This is a genomic window from Clostridium sp. RTP31139st1_H3_RTP31139_211217, assembly GCF_040227035.1.
GTDB lineage: Bacteria > Bacillota > Clostridia > Clostridiales > Clostridiaceae > Clostridium > Clostridium saudiense.
Genome location: NZ_JBCOAB010000005.1, coordinates 96,244 through 116,018 on the forward strand (window position 1 = coordinate 96,244; position 19,775 = coordinate 116,018).

Annotated in this window: 14 protein-coding genes; 13 read left to right on the forward strand and 1 reads right to left on the reverse strand. The window is 28.6% G+C overall.

Features of this window, described 5'->3' with window-relative positions:
- Positions 1-127 precede the first annotated feature (127 nt).
- The 9 genes from glmS to ABUA17_RS03920 all read left to right on the forward strand — a co-directional run bounded on the left by glmS (position 128) and on the right by ABUA17_RS03920 (position 13,750).
- Complete coding sequence (gene glmS, locus ABUA17_RS03880) at positions 128-1,954, forward strand: glutamine--fructose-6-phosphate transaminase (isomerizing) (protein WP_042394654.1); 1,827 nt, start codon at positions 128-130, stop codon at positions 1,952-1,954.
- Between the two features lie 107 nt (positions 1,955-2,061).
- On the forward strand, positions 2,062-3,411 hold the full coding sequence (locus ABUA17_RS03885) for a glucose-6-phosphate isomerase (RefSeq protein WP_055277455.1): 1,350 nt from the start codon (positions 2,062-2,064) through the stop codon (positions 3,409-3,411).
- A gap of 122 nt (positions 3,412-3,533) precedes the next feature.
- Positions 3,534-3,809: a DUF4176 domain-containing protein gene (locus ABUA17_RS03890; RefSeq protein ID WP_055277457.1), complete on the forward strand. Its 276-nt coding sequence runs from the start codon at positions 3,534-3,536 to the stop codon at positions 3,807-3,809.
- Between the two features lie 239 nt (positions 3,810-4,048).
- Positions 4,049-6,163, forward strand: coding sequence for a BglG family transcription antiterminator (locus ABUA17_RS03895; RefSeq protein ID WP_055277459.1), 2,115 nt, complete (start codon positions 4,049-4,051; stop codon positions 6,161-6,163).
- Positions 6,164-6,165: 2 nt separating this feature from the next.
- A complete protein-coding gene (locus ABUA17_RS03900; RefSeq protein WP_195948469.1) occupies positions 6,166-8,004 on the forward strand; it encodes a PTS mannitol transporter subunit IICBA in 1,839 nt (612 codons plus the stop codon).
- 15 nt (positions 8,005-8,019) lie between these two features.
- A complete protein-coding gene (locus tag ABUA17_RS03905; RefSeq protein WP_055277464.1) occupies positions 8,020-9,015 on the forward strand; it encodes a mannitol dehydrogenase family protein in 996 nt (331 codons plus the stop codon).
- Positions 9,015-10,175, forward strand: a complete 1,161-nt coding sequence (locus ABUA17_RS03910; protein ID WP_055277466.1) for a mannitol-1-phosphate 5-dehydrogenase — start codon at positions 9,015-9,017, stop codon at positions 10,173-10,175. The genes ABUA17_RS03905 and ABUA17_RS03910 overlap by 1 nt, the downstream gene beginning before the upstream one ends.
- A gap of 214 nt (positions 10,176-10,389) precedes the next feature.
- A complete protein-coding gene (locus ABUA17_RS03915) occupies positions 10,390-12,207 on the forward strand; it encodes a PTS mannitol transporter subunit IICBA (RefSeq protein WP_341484941.1) in 1,818 nt (605 codons plus the stop codon).
- Between the two features lie 103 nt (positions 12,208-12,310).
- A complete protein-coding gene (locus tag ABUA17_RS03920) occupies positions 12,311-13,750 on the forward strand; it encodes a glycoside hydrolase family 1 protein (RefSeq protein WP_349817918.1) in 1,440 nt (479 codons plus the stop codon).
- Between the two features lie 241 nt (positions 13,751-13,991).
- On the opposite strand, the gene zupT is transcribed toward ABUA17_RS03920, so the two are convergent.
- A complete protein-coding gene (gene zupT / locus ABUA17_RS03925) occupies positions 13,992-14,771 on the reverse strand; it encodes a zinc transporter ZupT (RefSeq protein ID WP_042394642.1) in 780 nt (259 codons plus the stop codon).
- A 119-nt stretch (positions 14,772-14,890) separates the two neighbouring features.
- Between zupT and ABUA17_RS03930 the strand changes: the two genes are divergently transcribed.
- From ABUA17_RS03930 to ABUA17_RS03945, 4 genes are all read left to right on the forward strand, one after another.
- On the forward strand, positions 14,891-15,574 hold the full coding sequence (locus ABUA17_RS03930; protein WP_042394638.1) for a DUF554 domain-containing protein: 684 nt from the start codon (positions 14,891-14,893) through the stop codon (positions 15,572-15,574).
- A gap of 57 nt (positions 15,575-15,631) precedes the next feature.
- Positions 15,632-16,339, forward strand: coding sequence for a LiaF transmembrane domain-containing protein (locus tag ABUA17_RS03935; protein WP_042394635.1), 708 nt, complete (start codon positions 15,632-15,634; stop codon positions 16,337-16,339).
- A gap of 190 nt (positions 16,340-16,529) precedes the next feature.
- Positions 16,530-17,864, forward strand: coding sequence for a CoA-disulfide reductase (locus ABUA17_RS03940; RefSeq protein ID WP_042394632.1), 1,335 nt, complete (start codon positions 16,530-16,532; stop codon positions 17,862-17,864).
- Positions 17,865-18,166: 302 nt separating this feature from the next.
- Positions 18,167-19,669, forward strand: coding sequence for a DUF1846 domain-containing protein (locus tag ABUA17_RS03945; protein WP_042394629.1), 1,503 nt, complete (start codon positions 18,167-18,169; stop codon positions 19,667-19,669).
- The last annotated feature ends 106 nt before the right edge of the window (positions 19,670-19,775 follow it).

The following is a 19,775-nucleotide window of genomic DNA, read 5'->3' on the forward strand; positions in this document are numbered from 1 at the left end:
AAAGACACGCCCTTAGACTAAGTGTACTTGGGGTATAACCAATTCTAACCTAAAGGTTGAATTAAAGTTCCATCTTAAACTAATAATTCGGTTTATAAAAAATAAAAGTAAGGAAGGAAGAAAATATATGTGCGGAATAGTTGGTTATGTAGGAAAGAAGAAAGCAAGTGATTTCTTAATAGAAGGATTATCAAAATTAGAATATAGAGGATATGATTCAGCTGGAATAGCAGTTATTAATAATGGTAAAGTTGAAATAAGAAAGCATAAAGGTCGTTTATCAAATCTTGTTGAAGAATTATCAAATAACTCAGCAGAAGGAACAATAGGAATTGGACATACAAGATGGGCAACTCATGGAGAGCCTTCAGATGTAAATTCACATCCACATCAAACATCAAAAGGTGATATTACTGTAGTTCATAATGGAATTATTGAAAATTATAGTGAGCTTACCCAATGGTTAAAAAGCGAAGGGTATGAATTTAAATCTGCAACAGATACAGAGGTAATACCAAACTTAATTCATTATTATTATAATGGCAATCTTTTTGAAGCAGTAGTAAAGGCTACTGAAAAATTAGAAGGTAGTTATGCTTTAGGAGTAGTTTCTGGGCAAGAACCAGATAAGATAGTTGCTGTTAGAAAAGATAGTCCATTAATAGTTGGAATAGGACAAGGTGAAACATTTATAGCATCTGATATACCAGCAGTATTAAATTATACTAGAGATATTTATCTTTTAGAGGATAATGAATTTGTTGTATTAACAAATGAAGGTGTTGAAGTATTTGAAGCAAATGGAGATAAAATAAACAAAGAAATATATAAAGTAACATGGAATGAGGATGCAGCAGAAAAAGGTGGTTATGATTCTTTCATGTTAAAAGAAATTCATGAGCAACCAAAAGCAATTAAAGATACAATGGCAGGAAGAGTAGCTTTAAATGAAAAAGTTAATTTAGGTGATTTTAAGCTTACATCAGAAGAATTAGAAAATATGGATAGAATATATATTGTTGCATGTGGAACTGCATATAATGCAGGTCTAATGGGAAAGGTAGCTATTGAAGATTTAGCAAGAATACCTGTTGAAGTAGCAATTGCATCTGAGTTTAGATATAGAAACCCAATAGTAACTAATAAGACACTTATAGTTACATTAAGTCAGTCAGGAGAAACAGCTGATACATTAGCAGTTCTTAGAGATGCAAAGAAAATAGGAGCTAAAACATTAGCTATAACTAATGTTGTTGGAAGTAGTATTTCTAGAGAAGCAGATAGTGTAATATACACTATGGCTGGACCAGAAATTGCAGTAGCATCAACTAAAGCTTATACAACTCAAGCTGTTGTAATGAACCTATTAGGAATGTATTTAGCAGATTTAAAAGGATTATTAAAATCTGAAGAAGAAGCTGAGATTAAAAATGCATTATTAGAGTTACCAAGTAAGGTAGAAGAAGTGTTAAATCAGAAAGCTCAAATTGCTAAGATTGCTAAACTTATATCTCAAGAAAAAGATTTGTTCTATTTAGGAAGAGATGTTGATTATGCATTAGCAATAGAAGGAGCTCTTAAGATAAAAGAGATAGCTTATATTCATTCAGAAGCATATGCTGGTGGAGAGCTTAAGCATGGAACTATAGCATTAATAGAACCAGGAACAAAAATAATAGCATTATTAACTCAAAGTAATTTAAAGGATAAAATGATTAGTAATATCAGAGAAGTTAAATCTAGAGGAGCTGAAATTATTGGTATAGCATATGAAAATCAAGAAGTAGATTTATCTGTTTTTGATGAAATTATAAGAATACCACAAATTTCAACTAGAATAGCACCTATATTAGGAGCTGTTGTATTACAGTTATTAGCATACTATGTAGCAACTGAAAGAGGTTGTGATATAGACAAGCCAAGAAATCTTGCAAAGTCAGTAACTGTTGAGTAGTAAATAAAATTTAAAAGTAAATGAATGGATTATATCGAATTGTAATGTAAATTGATTTTGATATAGTCCATTTTATTAAAAATAAATTATTATGGGAGAGTGTGAGTATGAGAAGTTTATCGTTAGATGTGTCAAAATTAGAAGGATTTATTAATGAAAATGAAATTGGATATATGAAAGCAATGGTTAATAGTGCACATGAAGTTATTCATAATGGAACAGGTGCAGGAAATGACTTTTTAGGGTGGTTGGACTTACCTAAAAATTATGATAGAGAAGAATTTGAAAGAATAAAGGTTGCAGCAGAGAAAATAAGAAGTAATTCAGATGTATTGATAGTAATTGGAATTGGCGGTTCATATTTAGGATCAAGAGCAGCTATTGAAATGCTAACTAGTAATTTTAATAATATGTTGCCTAAGTCAAAAAGGAAAGCTCCAAAAGTATTTTTTGTAGGAAATAATATAAGCTCTACTTATATATCAGAATTATTTGAGGTTATTGATGGTATAGATATTTCAGTAAATGTAATATCTAAGTCAGGAACAACAACAGAACCAGCTATAGCTTTTAGATTATTTAAGAAGTATATGGAAGAGAAATATGGAGCTGATGAAGCTAGAGAAAGAATATTTGTAACAACAGATAGAGAAAGAGGAGCATTAAAGGGATTATCAAATGAAATGGGATATGAAACATTTGTTATACCTGATAATGTAGGTGGTAGATTTACTGTATTAACAGCAGTTGGATTATTACCGATTTCAGTGGCTGGTATTAACATTGATGAAATTATGAAAGGTGCAGCAGATGCAAGAGAAAAATATTCTAGTAGTTCATTAGAAGAAAATGATTGTTATAAATATGCAGCATTAAGAAATATTTTATATAATAAAGGAAAATCAATTGAGGTTTTAGTTAATTACGAACCATCATTACATTATTTTAATGAATGGTGGAAGCAATTATATGGAGAGTCAGAAGGAAAAGATAAAAAGGGAATTTTCCCAGCTGCAGTTGACTTTTCAACAGATTTACATTCAATGGGACAATTTATTCAAGATGGTAGTAGAATAATGTTTGAAACAGTTCTTAATGTTGAAAAGGTCAATAAAAATATAGTTATTGGTGAAATGGAAGGTAATGTTGATGGATTAAACTTTTTAAAAGGGAAAACTATCGACTATGTGAATAAAAAGGCATTCGAAGGAACTGTATTAGCACATAATGATGGGGGAGTGCCTAATATTATTATAAATATACCTGAATTAACTCCATATTATTTTGGGCAATTAGTTTATTTCTTTGAAAAATCATGTGGAATCAGCGGATATTTATTGGGAATAAATCCGTTCAATCAACCAGGAGTAGAAGAGTATAAAAAGAATATGTTTGCACTTTTAGGTAAACCAGGATATGAAGAACTTAAAGAACAATTAGAAAGTAGATTAAGATAAAACTTTATTATTAGATATAAAAGCTATAGATATTTATTAAATAGCTATTATAATTTAATAGAAATATGTATAATCTATAATGATGATATATAAGAAGTATTATATTATAGGGGGTACATAAATTGGAGAATAATAAACAAGAACTTTTAGCACTAGGATCTATTGTAGTTTTAAAAGGTGGGTATAAAAAGCTAATGATAGTGGGCAGAATGCAGTTACAGGGTGAGGAAGAAAAACTTTGGGATTATCTTGGGGTTTTATATCCAGAAGGCTATTTAGGGAATGATTATACGTTTTTATTTAATAATGAAGATATAGATGAAGTTATTTTTAAAGGATACTCAGATTTAGAAGATGAAGCTTTAAAATTAGCAATAAGGAAGTATAATAAGGAATAGAAGTGTTTTAGGGCACTTCTTTTTTTCTTCAATAACTATAAATAAGGGGGATAATTTAAAATATATAAAGATAAAGGTGCAATAAAGTTATATCTGTAATAAAATATAAATATTCTCAAATTTGTCACTAAGTGATGGGGACATTTATGACATATGAATAGATTGATGTAAACGAATAATAGAGATAAAATAAAATTGTAAGTAGTTGATATTTAAAAATGTCACTAATAGGAGAGCCTATGAGAAAGAAAAAATTAATGTCTAGACAAAAACAAATTATACAAATTTTAACTAAATCAACTAGTAAAAATCCTATAACTATTTCGACAATTGCTGAAAGCTTAAATATAAGTTCAAGAACTGTATTAAGAGAGATGCCTAAAATTGAAGAATGGTTAGATGAAAATGGATTTAATTTTATTAAAAAACCAGGTGTTGGTTTAATAATAGATGAAAATCTAGAGAATCAACAATTAATATTAGAACTTCTAGAAGTTGAAAGTATTCAAAAAGAATATACCAAAGATGAAAGAAAAAGAATTATTTTAGGTGAGCTATTAGTAAATAAAGAACCATTAAAATTATTTTACTTTACTAATCAATTAAAAGTTTCAGAGGGAACTTTAAGTAATGATTTAGATGGAGTTGAAGCGTGGTTAAAAGAATTTGATATAAAGCTTATTAGAAAACAAGGTTTAGGGATTTATCTAGAAGGTAATGAAAATAATTATAGAAAAGTATTAGCAGATATTTTGTACAAGACTCTAGATGAAAAAGAGTTAATAAAGCTTTTAAAAAAATCGTTGAATAATCCAAATACTGAAAATAGTATAGAGTTTTCAATAGAAAATAGAATGCTTAATTTTATTGATAAAACAATAATTAGAGATATAGAAAAAATCGTATCAGATTTAGAGGATAAATGTAATTTTAAACTTATAGATAGTGATTATATTGGATTAGTTGTTCATATATCGTTAGCAGTTCAACGAATAAAAAATGGTGAAAAAATTTCAATGGATAAAGATTCATTAAGTGAATTAGAATTATTACCTGAATTTGCAGTTGCAACTGAAATAACAAATGAATTAGAAAAAATATTTATTATTGAAATTCCTAAAGATGAAATTGGTTATATAACAATGCATTTAAAGGGAGCAAGATTAAGATTAAATAAAGTAAAAAATGATATTGATTTAGATAACTTAGATATTAAGCAAATTTCTAATTATATAATATCAGAGGTTGAAAAAGACTTTAATATTGAAATACTTAATAAGCAAAAATTAAGCAAAGATATATATAATCATTTAGTTCCTGCAGTTAGTAGAATGACTATGAAACTTAATATTAGAAATCCATTATTAGAAAATATAAAGGAACAGTATAAAGAAATTTATGATTCTTGTGAAAATGCTTGTGAAATATTAAAGAAAATTACTAAAGTAAATAAAATACCAGAATCTGAAGTTGCGTATATAGCAATGCACATTGCTGCTGCAATAGAAGAAAATATAAAAAGTGAAAACTTATCAGTTGTAATAGCATGTCCAACAGGTATTGGAACATCAAGGTTATTAGCTGTAAATATAAAAAAAGAATATCAAAACTTGGATATTAAAAGTAGTATATCAGCTATAAATATTGATACAGATAAGTTAAAAAATGAAGGTATCGACTTTATAATATCAACAGTAGAGTTAGATGTAGATTATAAGCATATTTGCTTAAATCCAATGTTTCTACAAAAGGATAAAATAAAGTTAAAAGAATTTATTCATAGATATTCTAAGGATAGAATATTTAAAAAAATAGCAAAAAAAGAAGTTAAGTGTGACAAAGATAAAATAAAAAGTATAACAAATTTGGGCACTGAAATAATTTCAATAATAGAAGAAGTAAAAGTAAGAGAAATTAACTATGTAGAATCAGTAAACGATTTGATAGGAATAGCTAGTAGTATTTTTGCTAATAATGTAAATCATTCAAAGCAAATAAAAAAGTCATTGATTGAAAGAGAAATGAAATCTAGCACCTATTTAAAAGGATTCAATATGATGTTACTACATTGTAAAGATGAAAATATTACTTCTTGTAAATTTGGAGTTGTAAGATTAAAAGAAAAGTTAATAGAGAATAATAAAGAAATTGATTTTGCAATTGTTTCTTTAATTCCTGAAAAAAATACACAAACTCAGATAAATATAATGAGCTACATAAATGGAGAAATAATAGAGAAGGAAAGCTTTAGGGAATCCATTAAAAAAAGTAGTGAAGAAGAGTTAACTAATATTATAGAAAAGGTTTTAGGTGATTTATATAGGAAGGAATTAAAGAGTATTATGGAGGAGTAGAGATGATCAAGGAGAAAGTTCAAAAATTTGGTAAGTTCTTAAGCGGAATGGTAATGCCTAATATAGGAGCGTTTATAGCTTGGGGATTAATTACTGCATTATTCATCGAAACAGGGTGGTTTCCTAACGAGCAATTAGCGAGTTTAGTTGATCCAATGTTAAAGTATTTACTTCCATTATTGGTTGGATATACTGGTGGTAGAGTAGTTGGAGATGTAAGAGGTGGAGTAATAGGTGCAATTGCAACTGCAGGTGTTATAGTAGGTGCAGATATTCCAATGTTTATTGGAGCTATGATAATGGGTCCACTAGCTGGATATACTATTAAGAAATTTGATAAAGCTATTGAAGGTAAAGCTCCAGCAGGATTTGAGATGTTAATTAACAATTTTTCAGTTGGAATCATTGGTTTAATACTTGCAATAGTTGGATTTTATGCTATAGGACCAGTAGTTGTAATTTTAACTGAAGGTCTTAAGTTAGGGGTTGAAGTAATAATTTCTAAAGGATTACTTCCTTTAGTAGCAATATTTATTGAGCCAGCTAAGGTATTATTTTTAAATAATGCAATAAATCATGGTATTATTGGTCCAATTGGTATTGAGCAGACGAAAGAACTTGGGCAATCTATAATGTACTTATTAGAAGCAAACCCAGGTCCAGGTCTTGGAGTATTATTAGCATATTGTTTCTATAGTAAAGGTGGAATGAAACAATCGGCACCAGGTGCAGCAATTATACATGCACTAGGTGGAATTCATGAAATTTACTTCCCTTATGTATTAATGAATCCATTATTAATAATAGCACCAATAGTTGGTAGTGCTGCAGGTATATTAGTATTTTCAATTTTTAATGCTGGATTAGTAGCAACTCCATCACCAGGAAGTATATTTGCTTTAATGGCATTAGCACCAAAGGGTGGAATGATTGGAATCCTAGCAGGGGTTGCGGTTTCTACAGCTGTATCATTTGTTGTTGCAGCACCATTAGTTAGAAAAGCTGCTAAAAAGTTAAGTGATAATAATGATGAAACTGTTTCTGAAAATGAAGAGGTAGTAATTAATAAAGAAGTAATCAATAAAATAGTATTTGCTTGTGATGCTGGAATGGGATCAAGTGCAATGGGAGCAACAAAGTTTAGAAATAGAACAAAAGGTTTTGCTTCAAATATAACGGTTATTAATTCATCAGTTGATACAATACCATCTGATGCAGATATAGTTGTAAGTCATAAAAAGTTAGAGGAAAGAGCAAGAAAAAATTCTCCACAAGCAGATCATGTGTTTATAGATAATTTCTTACAAGATAGCAAGCTGGACAAGCTGTATTCTATATTAGAAAACAGAGCAGATGGAAATAGAGAGTTAGAAGAAGTTGCGGTGGCAGAAGTAGCAGCATCAGTACAAGCTAGAGAAACTTCAATATTAAAGAGTGATAATATAATTTTAGGATTATCAAGTGAAAGCAAGGAAGATGCTATAGAGAGAGCTGGTAAGATATTAGTTAAAGAAGGGTACGTTAAGAATAACTATATAGCTGCAATGCAAGAAAGAGAAAAAATAGTATCTACTTATATAGGAATGGGAATAGCAATTCCGCATGGAGTTGGTGAAGCAAAAAAAGAAGTTGAGAAATCGGGAATAGTTGTTCTTCAGTATCCAGATGGTGTAGTCTTTGGTGATGATTTAGCATACTTAGTTATTGGTATCGCTGGAGTTGGAGATGATCATTTAGAAATATTATCTAATATCGCAATATCATTAGAAGATGAAACGTTAGTAGACAAGCTTAAAAATACAAGTGACAAATTTGAAATATTAAAAACTTTTAACAAATAATAAGAGGTATTTCTTATGAAAAAGGCAATTCAATTTGGAGCAGGAAATATAGGTAGGGGAGTTATAGGACCATTACTTTCAAAATCAAATTATCAAGTAGTTTTTTCTGATATAAATAATGAAATAATTAATAAGCTTAACGAAAATAATCAATATTTAATTCATGTAAAAGATATTGAGTGTACAGAGGAGCAGGTTAATAATATAAGTGGTGTTATGTTAACAAGTGATAAAATAATAAATGAAATAGTTGATGCTGAAATAATAACAGCAGCTATTGAATCAAGATATATACCACAAGTTGCATTAATTATAGCAAAAGGAATAAAGATTAGAAATAAAAATGAAAGTAAGCTAAATCTAAATATAATTTCATGTGAAAATATTATAGAATCTAGTACAAAACTTAAAGATGAAATAAAAAAACACTTAAATAGAGATGAAATAAATTATTTGGATGAGTATATTGGATTTCCAAATTGTTTAGTTGATAGAATAGTAATGCCAAATATAAATGAAAACGATTTCTACACTCAAGCAGAGAAATATTGCCAATGGATAATAGATAGAAATGGATTTAAAGGTGATATATCAAGTATAGAAAGTGCCAATTTTGTAGATGATTTAAATGCCTATATTGAAAGAAGTATATTTATAATAAACACAGTGTATGCTATGACCTCGTATTTTGGAAAGCTAAGAGGATACACATCTATAGAAGAAAGTGTAAATGATAAGTTTATATATGATTTAGTAAAAGACTTAGTAAAAGAAAGTGCATCAAAAATAGCAGTTAAATATAAATTTGATGAAAAAAGCAATTTAGGGTATATAGAAAAAACAATTGATAGATTTAAAAATCCATATTTAAAAGGTAAAGAAATAAGAACAGGAAAAAATCAATTAAAAAGATTAAATGAATACGCTAAGATGACTAATAATTTTAATAGTTTTACTAGTAATTTAGAGATATTTAATATGTTAAATGATGATATGAGGAGGAGTTATTAATGAAAAAAGCAATTCAATTTGGAGCAGGAAATATAGGAAGAGGTTTTATAGGATCATTATTATATAAGGCAGGATATCATGTAGTATTTGCAGATGTAAATACTGAAATAATTGATAAGATTAATAAAGATAAAGAGTATACAATTCATGTAATGGATACTGTGTGTTCAGAAGAGAAAGTTAATGATATAAGTGGTGTTATATCAATAAATAATGAAATATACAAAGAAATAGTTGAAGCTGAAATTATAACTACTGCAGTTGGGCCGGTTGTTTTACCAAGAATAGCACCAACAATAGCAAAAGGTATAGCTCTTAGAAAAGAAAATGGAGTAAAGAACTATTTAAACATAATTGCATGTGAAAATGCAATTAAGGCTAGTTCACAACTTGAGGAAGAAGTTAAGAAGTATTTAACTAAAGATGAAGTTGATTATTTAGAAGAATTTGTAGGATTCCCAAATTGTTCTGTAGATAGAATAGTTCCACCTGTGAAAAGTGAAAATATTTTAGATGTTGTAGTTGAGAATTACTATGAATGGAATGTTGAAGAAAAAGCATTTAAAGGTGAAATACCTAAGATAGAAGGTATGAATTTAGTAGATAATTTAATGGCTTATATCGAAAGAAAGCTATTTACATTAAATACTGGACATGCAATAACTGCTTATTTTGGATACTTAAAAGGATATGAAACAATAGAAGAAAGTATTAAAGATGAAGTTATTTACGATTTTGTTAAAAAGGCAATGATTGAAAGTGGAAAAGGATTAATTGCTAAATATAATTTTGATGAAGAAGCTCATTATAAATATATAAATAAAATAATAGATAGATTTAAGAATCCATATTTAAAAGATGATGTGGCAAGGGTTGGAAGAGAACCTTTAAGAAAACTAAATGAAAATGATAGATTAATAAAACCATTAATTACAGCAAGAGGCTTTAATATTAATACAGATAACTTATTATTAGGCGTAGGGGCAGCACTTCATTATGATAATAAAGAAGATGCTCAAAGTGTACAATTACAAAGTTTAATTAATGAAAAAGGTATTAAAGAATCTTTAGCTGAAATATCAAAAATATCAGGTGATACTGATGTATTAGATAAGGTAGAAAAATATTATGATGAAGTTAAGAAATTAATAGGCGCATAATATTTTTATATAAATATTTAAAACTCAAAATTTAATCTCTAAAAGTCTAACACCAAAAGTAAAATTCAAAATGCTTTTGGTGTTATTCTTTATATAATATTTTGAAGTGAATACAATTTTGAATAATAGTTATAAAATAATTGATATAAAAGAAATATAAGGATAAAATTAGCATATGGAATATAAAAGGAAACTAGAGAGGAGAAAAAAGGTAGTGATTAAAGAAAAAGTACAGAGCTTTGGAAATTTTATAAGTAGTATGATTATACCCAATATAGGTGCATTTATAGCATGGGGATTCATAACTGCTATATTTACTCCTACAGGATGGTTTCCAAATGAAAAGATAACATTACTAGTAGAACCCTTAACACAATATTTATTACCATTATTAGTAGGCATTACGGGAGGTAAAGTTACTGGGGGACCAAGGGGAGGAGTTGTTGCAGCAATATCAACAATTGGTGTAATAGCTAGTACTAGTATACCAATGGTTTTAGGAGCAATGGTAATGGGACCTTTATCGGGATACATAATAAAGAAATTTGACAAAATAATAAAAGATAAAGTTCCAGCTGGATTTGAGATGTTAGTAAATAATTTTTCACTTGCTATTATAGGAATGATATTAGCTATAGTAGGATTGTTTGTAATTGGACCAAGTATGACTATCATTGTAGGAGTAATGAATATAGGGGTATCTTTTATTGTTAAAAATGGATTATTACCGTTATTGGCAGTATTTATGGAACCAATAAAAGTACTATTTTTAAATAATGCAATAAATCATGGAATAATAGGTGTAATAGCACTAGATCAAGTTAATGAATATGGAAAATCAATATTGTATTTATTAGAAGCAAATCCTGGTCCAGGATTAGGTGTAATATTATCTTACTTTATATATAGTAAAGGAACCATGAAACAGTCAGCTCCTAGTGCTGCTATAATTCAGTTTTTTGGAGGGATACACGAAATATATTTTCCATACATATTAATAAATCCATCATTGTTATTAGCAGCAATTATAGGAAGTATTGTTTCTATAATAACTTTTTTAACTTTTAATTCTGGATTAATAGCAACAGCATCTCCGGGAAGTATTTTTTCTATAATGATGCTATCTCATAAAAGTGATATTTTAACAAATTTATTAGGAGTTTGTGTTGGAGCTATAGTTTCATTTTTTATATCTGCGTTTTTATTAAAAAGAAAATATAGAGAAAAAGATGATAAAAATACTAATAGGGAAAATGTGCAGGAATTAGACTTGGATATTAAAGATATAAAGAAAATAGTGTTTGCATGTGATGTAGGAATGGGGTCAAGCGCTATGGGAGCAACAAATTTTAGAAATAGAATAAAAGATTTTAATTTAGATATAGAAGTAGTTAATTCATCTGTAGCTAATATACCTGATGATGCTGATATAATAATAACTCATAAAGGGCTATTGGATAGTATAAAAAAAGAGATTAATAAGGATAAAATTATTTTTATAGAAAACTTTTTAGAAGATGATAATTTAGAAGTTTTATATGAGAAGTTAAGTAAAAAGAATGAGGGCAATGAAATTAATGCTGTAGAAGATCTACTTGAAGTTGAAAATAATACATTATTAAATGAAGGGAATATTTTGTTAGGCTTAGAAAGCGAATCTAAGGAAGAAGCTATAATAAGAGCTGGTGAACTTTTATTTAATAATGGTTATACAAAATATGAATATATAGATTCTATGTTAGAAAGGGAAAATATAATATCTACATATATTGGCCTTGGAATTGCTATACCTCATGGTACGGAAAGTGGAAAGAGTGAAGTTGAAAAGGCAGGAATTATAGTTTTACAATATCCTAAAGGAATAAAATTTGGTACTCAAACAGCATATCTATTAATTGCTGTTGCGGCTAAGCATGATGAACATTTAGAAATAATATCAAGTATAGCAAAATCACTAGAAGATATTGAGTTAATAGAAAAAATAAAAACAACTACAAATCCAAAAGATATATTAAAAGCATTTAATCTCTAATTAGTAATATAAAAAGAGTGAAAATATTAATATAGAAATTAAATTAATGATTTGTTAGAATTAACTATAATTACAATTTTTTTAGAAATAGAGGGTGAGAAAAATGGGAAACTTTAAAATGCCTAAAGGGTTTTTATGGGGAAGTGCATCTGCTGCATATCAAGTAGAAGGTGCTTATTTAGAAGATGGCAAAGGACTTACAAATTGGGATAAATTTGTTAGAATTGAAGGTAAAACTTTTAAACATACTACAGGAGATGTGGCAGTAGATCATTATCATAGATTTAAAGAAGATATTAAGTTAATGGCAGAAATGGGACTTAAGACTTATCGTTTTTCAATTGCATGGGCAAGAATAATTCCGGATGGAAATGGAGAAGTAAATGAAAAAGGATTAAAGTTTTATGAAGAACTAATTGAGGAATGCTTAAAATATAATATTGAGCCAATGGTTACAATATTCCACTGGGATTTACCACAAGCATTAGTAGATCAATATAATGGATTTGAGGATAGAAAAATAGTAGATGATTTTGTTAGATATGCAAAAATATTATTCGAACGTTTTGGTTCAAAGGTTAAGTATTGGATTACATTAAATGAACAAAATATATTTACTTCTTTAGGATGGCTTACAGCAATGCATCCGCCAGGAAAATTTGATGATGTAAAAACTTTTTATCAAGTTAATCATCACGCATTTATGGCACATGCAAAAACAGTATTGGAATTTAAGAAACTAGTTCCAAATGGGAAAATAGGAGCAAGTTTTGCATATAGCCCAAGCTATGCTATTGATTGTAATCCAATTAATGCAATGTCAAAAATGGATTATGATGATATGAAGAATTTTTGGTGGATGGATATGTATGCTTATGGACATTACCCTAAGTCAACATTTATTTACTTAAAAAATAGCAATATGGAACCGAAATTTGAAGCTGGGGATGAAGAAATATTAAAAGAAGCAGCATCAAAAATTGATTTTATGGGTGTAAATTATTATCAAACATCTGTATGTGAATATAATCCAATTGATGGAGTAACTCCTTATGGAACATTTAACACTACTGGTGTTAAAGGATCTGGACAAGTTACAGGACAACCAGGATTATTTAAGAATCCATCTAATCCATATTTAAAAACAACAGATTGGGATTGGACTATTGATCCAATGGGCTTAAGATATGCTTTAAGAGAAATTACAAGCAGATATAATTTACCAATAATAATATCTGAAAATGGATTAGGTGCTTTTGATAAAAAGGAAGAAGATAATTCAATTCATGATCCATATAGAATAGCCTTCTTAAAGGCACATATTGAAGAAATGAAAATTGCGATTGAAGAAGGTTGTGAAGTAATTGCTTATTGCACTTGGTCATTTACTGATTTGTTAAGTTGGTTAAATGGTTATCAAAAGAGATATGGATTTGTATATGTAGATAGAGAAGAGGAAGAAGGTTCTTCGATGAATCGTTATAAAAAAGATAGTTATTACTGGTATAAGAAAGTAATAGAAACAAATGGTGATGAAGTATAAAGTTATAAAATAATTATGCCATTCAAATTAATCTAAGATTTAGGTTAATTTGAATGGCAATTTTTTAGGGAATTGTAATATTATTTATAAAATTATATGCAATTTCAATTAAAGTATATCCAATTCCAACTAGTGCAATTGTGGCTAATAAAATCATATAATCCTCCTAAAAACAATCTTATATTATTATAATTATAAAAGATGAAAAAATATACATTTATTTAAATAGTGTATATTAAACTTAAACGAAAATATGGGTTAAAGGCATTACACAAAAGCCTAGAAAAATTGATATTAATGCAATTTTAGAATAACCATACTTTTGGGAGGAGGGAATAAGCTCTGCAAAAGAGATATATAACATTATTCCACAAACAACAGCAAAGATGATTCCTAAAATAAGATCATTAATAAATGGTTTTAAACATATGAATGCAATTAAAGCTCCAAATGGCTCTGCCATACCAGAAATAAAAGAGTACTTAAGAGCCTTGGCTCTACTTTTGCTTGCAAAATAAATTGGCATGGCAATTGCGATACCTTCAGGTATGTTATGGAGTGCAATTGCAAGTGTTACAGTGATTCCAAGTGTAGTATCTTGATAACCAGAAACGAAAGTTGCTATACCTTCAGGAAAGTTATGTATCATCAAAGCGATAGTTGATACTAAGCCAACTCGGAAAATATCAAAGTTATTATCATATTGAGCAATTTTGTTGCTGTTACCTTCTGGAATTAAAAGGTCTATTAAATAGGCCATTATAGCACCAATCAACATGAATAAAATAGACCATAGTACTCCAGGTGTATTTCCATGATATTTAGATATAGCGGTTTGGGCAGTAGGAAATAAATCAGTAAATGATACGGCAATCATTACACCGGCAGAAAAGCCAAGAGCAAATGTTAAAAATTTTTCATTTCTTGACTTAGTAAAAAATATGATGATAGCTCCTAAAACAGTAGATAATCCTGCTATAGTAGAAAGAAGCAAGGGAAATAATGAGTTGTTATCAAACATTTCACACCTCTCAAATTATTGTTACATAATTATTTTATGAGAGAGAGTATATAAAAAGAATATAAAAAATTACAAAATATTGGTATAATTATATGAAGTAAACTAATAAGGGGGTAAATATGTTAGGAACTATAGTAAATTCAATAGCAGTAATGGTTGGTTGCTTAGTTGGTCTTTTGCTAAAGGGAAGATTAACAGAAAAAATAAGTACAACAATAATGAATGGATTAGCATTATGTGTACTATACATAGGGATATCAGGAGCTTTAAAAGGAGAAGATACTTTAATAATGATTATATCAATAGCTATAGGGGCTTTAATTGGAGAAGTTATAGATATTGATAAATGGTTAAATAAACTGGGAGATTACTTAGAAAGTAAATTTAAAAGTAAAAAAGGTAATAATATATCATTAGCGGAAGGATTTGTAACATCAAGTCTTTTATTTTGTGTTGGAGCTATGGCCATAGTTGGGGCATTAGAAAGTGGACTTAAGGGTAACCATGATACTTTATTTACTAAATCAATTTTAGATGGAATATCATCTATTATCTTTACATCATCTTTGGGAATAGGTGTAATATTCTCTGCAGTAACTGTATTTATATATCAAGGGGCAATAACGTTAGGAGCAGGAATTTTATCTGGAGTTTTAAGTACTACAGTAATTACAAATATGAGTGCAATTGGTGGATTATTAATTGTAGGACTTGGATTTAACATGCTAGGAGTAACTAAAATAAAGGTAGCAAATTTACTACCGGCTATATTCTTGCCAATACTTTTTCAAATATTTATTTAGATTGTATTATAATATATGCTATTATATAGGTGGGAGTAAAATATTGGGAGGTAAATGATGAAAAAAGATTATTCAGCGCTTATTTGGGGATTATTATTTGTAGCGGTTGGTATTATATTTGGTGGAAATGCACTTGATATCTGGGATATAGATATATTTTTCCCGGGTTGGTGGACTTTATTTTTAATTATACCTGGATTAATATCTATGGTTAGATATGGATTTAATTGGGGATCAGGGGTACTAATTATAGTAGGAATTATATTACTTTTTGATAGTTTAGATATTATAAGTGGAAGAGTTATGTGGAAATTAGTTTTTCCATTAATATTAGTAGCTATAGGTATTTCTATACTAGCAACATTTTTTAGATCAGGGAAAAAAAGAGGAATTGAATCAGATGAAGATATTAAGAGTAAATCTTATATGTATGATTCAACTCAATATCCAAGATATACTGCAATTTTAGGTGGAGGAGATTATAAGAATACATCTGAAGATTTAAAGGGAATTGTTGCAGAAGCAATACTTGGTGGCTTAGGTATAGATTTAAGAGAAGCTAAAATAACAGAAGATATAGTATTAGAGCTTACTGCAGTTTTAGGCGGTATAGATATATTTTTACCTGATAATGTTAGAGTGGAAATAATTTCAGGGACACCTATACTTGGTGGATTTGAGCATAAAATAAATAGAAATGCTTTATCAGGACCAAAAGTAAGGATTAAGTATACTGCAGTTTTAGGTGGAATTGAAGTTAAGTAAAACTAAAAAATAATTAAATTATTACAAATAAAAGTAATGGTTCTAAATTTAGGACTATTATTTTTTTTTATTTCATTTATAATGATAATAAATATTACTTAATATGTGGTTTATTTTGATATTAACATAAGATAAAGAGTAAACTATAAATAATTAAGATTTTAATTGTAATAAGAGGATGGTGTTTTAGATGAAGGTTGTAATCATCGGTGGTATAGCAGCAGGAATGAGTGCTGCAGCTAAATTTAAAAGACTTTCACCAAATGATGATGTAGTAGTTTATGAAAAGGGAGACATAGTATCTTTTGGAGCATGTGGGCTTCCATATTATGTTGGAGGATTCTTTGAAGATTCAAATGAAATGATAGCAAGAACTCCAGAAGCATTTAGACAATCAGGTGTAGAAATACATACAAAGCATGAAGTAACAAATGTAGATTTCGCTAATAAAAAGTTAACAATAAAGAAACTTGATAGTAATGAAATAATAGAAGAAAGCTATGATAAGTTAATGATTGCAAGTGGTGCAAGAGCAATTATACCACCAATAAAAAATGTTAACTTAGAAAATGTAGTTACATTAAAATCAATGGATGATGGTAATAAATTAAGAGAATTAATGGCAAATGAAGAATATAAAAAAGTTGCTATCATAGGTGCTGGTTTTATTGGACTTGAAGCTGTTGAAGCTGCAAAGCATAGAGGTAAAGAAGTTACTGTTATTCAACTTCAAGACAGAGTTCTTCAAGAAGTATTTGATAAAGATATAACTGATCTTTTAGAAGAAGAGTTAAGAGAGAGTGGAGTTAATCTTTTATTATCAGAAACTGTAACTGAGCTTATTGGTGATGGAAGAGTTTCTAAGGTTAAAACTGATAAAAGAGAAATAGAAGCAGATATAGTTATACTTGCTACAGGTGTAAGACCAAATACTGACTTCTTAAATCCAGATGAAATAAAAATGATTAGAAATGGTGCAATCGTAGTTGATAAATATGGAAGAACATCAGTAGAAGATGTATATTCTGCAGGAGATTGTGCAACTATAAACAGTTTAATTACTGATAAAGAAGTATATGTACCTCTTGCAACAGGAGCTAATAAGCTTGGAAGAATAGTTGGTGAAAATTTAGCAGGTCAAAATAACTCATTCCAAGGATCACTAGCATCTAGCTGTATAAAGGTTATGAATATGGAAGCAGCAAGAACTGGACTTTCAGAAAAAGAAGTTTTAGATTTAGGGTTTAATTATAAAACTAAATTTATAACAGATATGAATCAAACTAGTTACTATCCAGGTAGAGAAAGAATTTATGTTAAGTTAATATATGATGCACATACTAAAGTAATTTTAGGTGGTCAAGTAGCAGGATATAAAGATGCAGTTCAAAGATGTAATGTATTAGCTGCTTGTATTTATGCAAAGATGACAACAGATCAATTAGGAATGTTAGATCTTTGCTATTCACCACCATTTGCAAGAACATGGGATGTTTTAAATGTTGCAGGTAACGTAAGTAAATAAAGTTGTACCTAAGTGGGAGATAAAAATGACAAGTTAAAGACTTGTCATTTTTTGTGTAATTAGCTATAAATCAATGTCAGATTAGAGTATTTCACAACTAGCGAATTATAAAAAAAATTTATAATAAAAAATTCGTATTTTATGATTTACTTTATCAAGAATTTGTGTAATAATATTATAGATTTTGTGCCTAAATAATAATAAAAACAAAATTTTATTATTAATAGTTACAGCTAGTATGAGTGGTTTCATAATAGAAACAATTCATACTAAAAAAAAACTATAAAATTAGGAGTGGACATATGAAAATAGGATTTGATCATGAAAAATATTTAGAAGAGCAATCTAAGTACATATTAGAAAGAGTTAATAACTACGATAAGCTATACTTAGAGTTTGGTGGAAAACTTTTATTTGATTTACATGCAAAAAGAGTTTTACCTGGATTTGATGAAAATGCAAAAATTAAATTATTACATAAATTAAGAGAAAATGTAGAAGTAGTTATTTGTGTTTATGCAGGAGATATAGAAAGAAATAAAATAAGAGGCGATTTCGGAATTACTTATGACATGGATGTTTTAAGATTAATTGACGATTTAAGAAGCTATGATCTAGAAGTAAATTCAGTTGTAATAACTAGATATAATGATCAACCTTCAACTACTGTTTTCATTAACAAATTAGAAAGACGTGGAATAAAAGTTTATAAGCATAGAGCTACTAAAGGGTATCCAACAGATGTTGATACTATAGTTAGTGAAGAAGGATATGGTAAGAACCCTTATATAGAAACTAGTAAGCCAATAGTGGTTGTTACTGCACCAGGGCCAGGAAGTGGAAAGCTTGCTACATGTTTAAGCCAATTATATCATGAAAATAAAAGAGGAAATGTTGCTGGATATTCTAAGTTTGAAACATTCCCAGTATGGAATGTTCCATTAAAGCATCCATTAAATATAGCTTATGAAGCTGCAACAGTTGACTTAAAGGATGTTAACATGATAGATTACTTCCATTTAGAAGCTTATGGAGAAACTGCAGTTAACTATAACAGAGATTTAGAAACATTCCCTGTACTTAAGAGAATTATTGAAAAGATAACAGGAAAAGAATCAGTTTATAAATCACCAACTGATATGGGAGTTAATAGAGTTGGTTTTGGTATAGTTGATGATGAAGTTGTTAAAGAGGCTTCAAGACAAGAAATAATAAGAAGATATTTTAAGACTGGTTGTGAATATAAAAAAGGTTATGTTGATAAGGAAACATTTGAACATGCAAAGCTTATAATGGAACAAGTTAACCTAAAAGAAGAAGATAGAAATGTTGTTCTTCCAGCAAGAGAACGTGCTATTAAATTAAAAGAATTAAATAGTGATATCTGTACAGCAGTTGCTATTGAGTTAGAAGATGGAACTATTCTTACAGGTAAGGGGTCAGAATTATTAGATGCTTCTGCAGCAGCCTTATTAAATTCAATAAAATATTTAGCTAATATTGCTGATGATATGCACTTAATTTCACCAGTTATTTTAGAACCAATTTTAGATTTAAAATCTAAAACATTAGGAAATAAAAAAGTATCATTAAATTGTGAAGAAGTATTAATTGCTTTAAGTATTTCAGCTGCAACTAATCCTACAGCTCAAGTAGCAATGGAAAAGTTAGCTATGCTTAAAAATTGTCAAGCTCATTCAACAACAATATTACCAACTAGTGATGAGCAAACATTTAGAAAACTTGGAATTGATGTAACATGTGATGCAGAATATGCGTCAGAAAGTCTTTTCTATAATAATTAATAAGTATATTCAATAATATTATATAAGGGAGCTGTCGCAATAGCGGGTAAAAAAATCCGCTAGCGATAGCTCTTTTTCTATATTTTCAAAAAAATAATTGTACATT